Annotated in this window: 6 protein-coding genes; 4 read left to right on the top strand and 2 right to left on the bottom strand. The window is 47.6% G+C overall.

Annotation, left to right across the window (positions count from 1 at the left end; all coding sequences use genetic code 11):
* The 4 genes from NC99_RS11490 to NC99_RS11475 form a co-directional block, all read left to right on the top strand.
* The coding region (locus NC99_RS11490) for a TonB-dependent receptor domain-containing protein (protein WP_157624813.1) at positions 1–1,119 on the top strand (1,119 nt) is incomplete at its 5' end.
* A gap of 314 nt (positions 1,120–1,433) precedes the next feature.
* Entirely contained in the window at positions 1,434–1,772 is a 339-nt protein-coding gene (rbfA, locus tag NC99_RS11485) for a 30S ribosome-binding factor RbfA (protein ID WP_053183782.1), read from the top strand.
* Positions 1,773–1,774: 2 nt separating this feature from the next.
* Positions 1,775–2,599: a class I SAM-dependent methyltransferase gene (locus NC99_RS11480; RefSeq protein WP_053183781.1), complete on the top strand. Its 825-nt coding sequence runs from the start codon at positions 1,775–1,777 to the stop codon at positions 2,597–2,599.
* Positions 2,600–3,811, top strand: a complete 1,212-nt coding sequence (locus NC99_RS11475) for an FtsX-like permease family protein (protein ID WP_053183778.1) — start codon at positions 2,600–2,602, stop codon at positions 3,809–3,811.
* On the opposite strand, the gene NC99_RS11470 is transcribed toward NC99_RS11475, so the two are convergent.
* The gene (locus NC99_RS11470; RefSeq protein WP_053183776.1) at positions 3,808–4,413 is read right to left on the bottom strand and encodes a TetR/AcrR family transcriptional regulator; all 606 of its coding nucleotides are present in this window, start codon (positions 4,411–4,413) and stop codon (positions 3,808–3,810) included. The genes NC99_RS11475 and NC99_RS11470 overlap by 4 nt on opposite strands.
* 80 nt (positions 4,414–4,493) lie before the next feature.
* Positions 4,494–6,647 carry a ribonuclease R gene (gene rnr / locus NC99_RS11465; RefSeq protein WP_053183787.1) on the bottom strand — a complete coding sequence of 718 codons (2,154 nt, stop codon included), beginning with the start codon at positions 6,645–6,647 and terminating at the stop codon, positions 4,494–4,496.
* Positions 6,648–6,742: the final 95 nt, after the last annotated feature.

Raw genomic sequence — 6,742 nt, 5'->3', positions numbered from 1 at the left:
AGCATTTATTACCAGTCGGGTAACAACAATCCGAACCCCAACGCTTACGAGTCGAATATTCACAATACCGGATTCTATGTTTCCAACGAGTTTTTTCTTTTCCCAAAACTCAAAACGATTTTAGGCTTGAGGGCCGAAAACTTTGTGCAACGACATACGGGGCGGGATCAAAGTTATGCTTCGGGCGACACCCAAAACGGGAGCAATCTGGACAATGACATTGTGCTGGAATCATTGGATTTATTCCCCTCGGCCAACCTGATTTTTGGACTGACCAACAGCCAAAATCTTCGGGTGTCCTACTCGCGAACCATCGCACGGCCTTCGTTTAAAGAGTTGTCCTTTGCACAAATTCTTGACCCCATCTCAAACCGGATTTTTAATGGCAGCTTGTTTACCTACTCCGATTGGGACGGCAAGCTGACCGAAACACGGATTGATAACCTGGACCTGCGCTGGGAATTGTTCCTGCAACGCGGACAGATCTTTTCAGTGAGCGCCTTCTACAAGAAATTTGACGACCCCATTGAATTGGTTCGTATTCCGGAGCAACAAACAAGTACCGAATACCAGACCCGGAATGTGGGCGACGGCCAACTGTTTGGTGTTGAAGTGGAATTCAGAAAAGACCTGGACTTTATTGCACCGGCGTGGAGCAATTTCAACCTGAGCGGTAACCTGACCGTGGTGGATTCTCAAATCGACATGACCAGCGCCGAGTTCAACTCGCGCAAATCGTACGAGAAAAATGGAGAAACCATCGAAAATACCCGCGAAATGGCGGGGCAGTCTCCTTACGTGATCAATGGCGGACTGACCTACAGCAGCCGGGAAGCTAACGTGGATGCCGGATTGTTTTACAATGTAAAAGGGTCCACGCTTTCCATTGTTGGCGCCGGGCTTTTTCCCGACATCTACATCAAGCCGTTTCACAGTCTGAACTTCAGCCTAAATAAAAAGATCGGAAAAGATGGCAACACCGCGATCGAACTGAAGGTGTCGAATATACTGGACAGCACGATGGAAACCTACTACCAGTCATTCCAGGCCGAAGACCAGCCCAATACCGGCATCAGCCCCGGACGAACCTTTGGGATCGGCGTGAGCCACCAGTTTTGATGGGATAAAAAGATGCAAGTGGCAAGAGGGGCATTCACCGCCAGGGGCTGAACGTCCGGTGCACAGAGTAGCAAAGTTCGAAATTTGGCCAGAGGGCTTGCATACTGCGTTCTTTGCAGCAGGGCTTTAGCCGCATTTCTTGATGTGGCTAAAGCCAAATGGCAATTGCACCATTCTTCTAAATTAAGTCCTGGCGGGATGGAGCGGCCCCAATGGCCAGTTATCCAATGCTGATGCCCAATATGCCGAATTCGTTTGGCAGCATGCCCATACGCTGTTGGATTTTTGGTAACTTTGCCGGAAATTGAATTCACATGGAATCAACACGTCAACAAAAAATAAGCCGGCTGCTGCAAAAAGAACTGGCCGATATTTTTCAGAAAGAAAGCCGGACCCTGTTTATGGGGAAGATGGTTAGTGTAACCATCGTACGGGTCACACCCGATCTGGCTTTGGCAAAAGCGTACATCAGTATTTTTCCAACAGAAGACCGCAAGGAAGTGCTGAAACAAATCCGGATTGCCAATCCGAAGATTCGGGGATTGCTCGGACGGCGGGTCGGCAAGCAATTGCGGGTCATTCCCGAGTTGGAATTTTATATCGACGACAGCCTGGATTACATCGATAATATTGACCGCCTCTTAAACCAGTAAGCATGCAATACGACCCGATTAAGCGTTCGCTGGGCAAGGTGTTTAACCGGCATCCGTTTCTGAGAAAGATTTTTTACCGCCTGCTCGATTGGCTGCTGCTGCGTTCGTGGCATATCCGCAAGGAGTTACGCAAGTTGAAAACACAGGGTTTGCTTCAACCGGTTATTTTAGATGCCGGTTCTGGTTTTGGCCAATACACCTACCGCATGTCGCGGCTTTTTCCGCAATCGAACATTGTGGCAGCCGATATTAAGCCGGAGCAGATTGCCGACTGCAACCAATTTTTTCAGCAATTGGGAAAGGCCGACCAGGTGAGCTTTCAATATGCCGATCTCACCCAGTACACCAGCCCGGAAACCTATGATTTGGTGCTTTCTATCGATGTGATGGAACACATTGAAGAAGACACCAAGGTGTTTGAGAACTTCTACCAATCGATGAAAAAAGGAGGCGTATTGCTCATTTCCACGCCCTCCGATCAGGGTGGCTCTGATGCGCACGACCACGATCATGAGTCGGATGGCGTTCATGGATTTATTGATGAGCATGTGCGCGATGGTTACAACATTGGCGACATTGAAATGAAGCTGAAGAATGCTGGTTTTAGCCGTGTGGAAGCGCGCTACTCCTACGGTACGCCGGGAAAGATTTCCTGGCGATTATCCATGAAGTATCCCATTTTAATGCTTGGGGCCAGCAAGCTGTTTTTTGTCTTGCTGCCGTTTTATTATTTACTGGTATTTCCCTTTTGTGCGCTGTTGAATTATCTGGATGTCAGCAACTCGCACACCACCGGAACCGGATTGATCGTTAAAGCCTATAAATAGTTGAAACTTGCCTTTTACATAGCACGCCGTTACCTCGTCTCGCGGAAGTCAGCCAACATTGTCAATCTGATTTCGGCCATCTCTGTGGTTGGTGTGGCTATCGGAACCATGGCGCTGGTTGTGGTCCTGTCGGCCTTTAACGGCATTGACGCGTTTATTGAAGGCATGCTTTCCAACTTCGATCCTGATCTAAAAATTACGGTTGCCCAGGGCAAAAGCTTCTCGTTGGATGATGCCGATTTTGAGTCGGTCAAACAGTTGGATGGGGTGGTGAGCTATGCCGAGGTGGTGGAAGAAAATGCGCTGTTGAGTTACGAGGGACGCCTGAAATATGCGGTTGTGAAAGGCGTGGCAACGGATTATGCCAGTTTTTCGGGCCTGGATTCGGTAATGATTGACGGTGAATTTTTTCTGAAAAAAGGATCACAAAACTATACGGTCATTGGCGAAGGGGTGCGGTATGAATTGTCTGTTGGCTTGTCGTTTGTGAGCCCAATCTACGTGAACGTTCCCCGGCGGGATTTTAAGAACCGGATGAACCTTGACCAGTCGTTGAACCGCGGGCATGTTTTTCCGGCCGGTTCCTTTTCTGTTGAGCAGGAAATCGACAGCAAATATATTCTGGTACCGCTTGATTTTGCCCGCGCACTTTTTGAGATGGAAGGGCGATTGACTTCGTTGGAACTAAAAATTGATGAGCAGGCTGAGGTGTCGCAGGTCAAAGCCCGTGTTCAGCAGCTATTGGGCGGACAGTTTGTTGTTCAGGACCGTTATGAACAGCATGAATTTTTGTACCGGGTGATGCGTTCGGAAAAATGGTCGAGTTTCCTGATTTTGAGCTTTATTTTGGTGATTGCCTCCTTCAACCTGTTGGGCTCGCTTACCATGATTATTATTGATAAGAAGGATGACATTCAAATACTCCGCAGCCTGGGCGCCAATAAAAAGCTGATCCGGCAAATCTTTCTTTTTCAAGGTTGGCTGGTTTCCTTTTCCGGAGCAATTGGCGGCTTAGTTTTGGGGGTCGCGCTGGTGTGGGCCCAAACCCGATTCGAGCTGCTGAAACTGCCCGGCGACGGCTCATTTGCCCTGTCGGCCTATCCGGTCGAATTGCAATTCATTGACGTGTCAGCAACCTTTCTGATTGTCCTTTTAATTGGCTTTTTCGCTGCCTGGTATCCGGTTCGCAGTATTGCTTCCGATCTGACTTAGCGTTTCATAATGCCGTAGCAGAGAATCTTTAGAATATTGTCCACGCCTTTTTCGAGGTTGACGGCCCCGTAGTTTCCGGCCGACATGGGCATTTCCAATCCTTTAATGGCAGTAGTTATTCCAATGGCAGCCAGGGTGAAATCGTAAATTTCAAATTCATTTTTCCTGACGCCTTCAATCAAAATCCGCTTGATCATCCGGATTTCTTCCTGGTCATACTTGTCTTTAATGTTGTCGATAAACTCAATGGCAGTCACATCGTTTTCAAGCGCGTGGTAGAAGTTGGCCAAGCCACGGTAAGTGGTGAGTTTGGTCAGAATATATTCGCGCAGTTTTTCAACCGGATCGGTATTCCGAAGGACGACTTTTTCCAATTCGCGGCGCAACACATCCACTTCTTTCATGATCACAGCCTGAAAAAGATCTTCTTTGCTGTCGAAATAGTAATACAATGAACTTTTTCCTTTACGAACAGCGTTGGCGATATCGTCGAGCGTTGTTTTTTTGTAACCGTATTTGCTGAAGATGTCTTGAGCAATCTTCAAAATATTTTCGCGGTTGGCATCTCGCTTATTCGCGCCATTCTGAATATTCATCACCATTTTGCTTCAATTTTTTTGACAGGGCTAAAGATATTCAATTTTTCGAATAGTTGGGGCTTGTTTTTTGATTGAAAGAAAATCTAATTCTCAATTAATTTAAAATCAAGCTGTTTGCGTTCGAGGTTGGCTCGGGTAATTTCGACTTTAACTTCTTCGCCAAGCTGGTACTTTTTGTTGCTGTGTTTTCCTACCAGGCAGTAGTTCTTTTCGTCGAAGATGTAAAAATCGTCGCCCAATTCGCGGATGGGAACCATGCCTTCGCATTTGTTTTCAAGCTCCACGTAAATTCCCCAGTCGGTGATTCCAGAGATGACACCAGGGAAGATCTCGCCAATTTTGTCTTTCATAAATTCCACCTGCTTGTATTTGATGGACGAGCGCTCGGCATTGGATGCCCGCGATTCCATCTCGGACGAATGCTGGCACATGTCTTCGTATTTTTGCGCATTGGCCGATCGTCCGTTGTTGAGGTAGCGGTCGAGCAGGCGGTGAACCATGATGTCGGGATACCGCCGGATGGGCGAGGTGAAGTGCGAGTAAAACTGAAAGCCGAGCCCGTAGTGCCCGATGTTGCGGGTGGAATACACCGCTTTGGCCATCGACCGGATGGCCAGGGTTTCAATCACGTTTTGTTCATTTTTGCCTTTCACGTTGTCCATCAGTTTGTTCATCGATTTGGAGATGGCACTGGCACTGGTTGTTTGAATGCCATAACCAAACTTCTGGATGAAGTGGTTGAAGTTCTCCAATTTCTCCGGGTCGGGCTTGTCGTGAATCCGGTACACAAAGGTTTTGGCGTTCCGCTTGTCTTTTGTTTTTCCAATAAATTCGGCCACTTTTTTGTTGGCCAGCAACATAAATTCCTCGACCAGCTGATTGCTTTCCTTGGCTTCCTTAAAATAGACCGATAAGGGTTTGCCTGTTTTTTCTTCAATTTCAAATTTCACTTCAACGCGGTCAAAAGCCAGCGATCCTTCCTTGAAACGTTTTTTCCGAAGTTTGACGGCCAGGTGTTGCAAAGTCAGCACTTCTTCTTTCAAATCGCCTTCGCCGGTTTCAATAATTTCCTGCGCTTCTTCGTAGGTAAATCGCCGGTTCGAGTTGATAATCGTTCGGCCAAACCATTGCTGGCTGATGTCGGCATTCTCATCGAGATGGAAAATGGCCGAGTAACAAAGTTTGTCTTCGTTGGGGCGAAGCGAGCAAACGCCGTTGGACAGGTGTTCCGGAAGCATGGGAACCACGCGGTCGACCAGGTAAACGGAGGTGGCGCGTGCGTAGGCTTCATCATCCAGCGTGGTGTTGGGCCGGATGTAATGGCTCACATCGGCAATGTGAATACCCACCTCCCACAGGCCATTGTCGAGTTTGCGGAGAGAAAGGGCATCATCAAAATCTTTGGCATCGTGCGGGTCGATGGTGAATGTTGTGGTATCGCGCAGGTCGCGACGGCTTTTGATTTCTTCTTCGGAAATCTCCAGTGGAATTTTTTCGGCCGCTTTTAGCACGTTTTCAGGAAAACGAAGGGGCAGGTCGTATTCGGCAAGGATGGCGTGCATTTCCGTTTCGTGTTGGCCGGCATCGCCAAGTACTTCAACGATTTCGCCAAAAGGATTTTTTGCTCTTTGCGGCCACTCCGTAATTTTTCCAATGGCTTTTTGTCCGTCTTTGGCACCGTTCAGTTTTTCATTCGGAATAAACATGTCGAAGCCCACTTTGCCCACCGGAATCAGGAAAGCAAAGTTTTTTGATCGCTCGATTGTTCCGACAAAGATCGATTTGGCCCGTTCGATGATTTCAGACACCTCGCCTTCCAGTTGGTGCTTTTTACGCCGGGCATAAAGGTAAACCCGCACTTTGTCGCCTTCCATGGCGTGGTTCAGGTTGCGTTGCGAAACCAACACGGGCTGGTCAACTTCTTCCGACTGGATGTAGGCGAAACCTTGCGGTTGTAGCTCCACACGTCCGCAAACATAACCACCGCGCGATTTCAGCTTGAACTTGCCGCGCTGAATCTGCTCAAGGTTTTCGTTTTCGGCCAGCTCATCCAGCACCACATTGATCAGCTTTTTTGTTTCCGGGTCTTTTACACCCAAAAGACTGCCCAATTGCTTGTAGTTGAATGTTTTTTGCTGGTCGCTGTAAAAGATATCCAGGATTGCTTTTTTGAGTTGGGGTTTATTGAAGTTGGAAAGATTTTTCGATTTTTTCTTCCAGTTTTTCTTTCTAGCCATTGTTTTAAATTTTTTCTTGAAGTTAGCGGATTCAATAGGAATAAAAAAGGGGAACGCATGAATTTGCATCCCCCTGTCGTATTTATTGTCTTCAG

It is taken from the genome of Sunxiuqinia dokdonensis (genome assembly GCF_001270965.1).
Taxonomy (GTDB): domain Bacteria; phylum Bacteroidota; class Bacteroidia; order Bacteroidales; family Prolixibacteraceae; genus Sunxiuqinia; species Sunxiuqinia dokdonensis.
The sequence above is the reverse complement of the archived record's forward strand: the minus strand, read 5'-3'. Positions and strand labels throughout refer to the sequence as shown.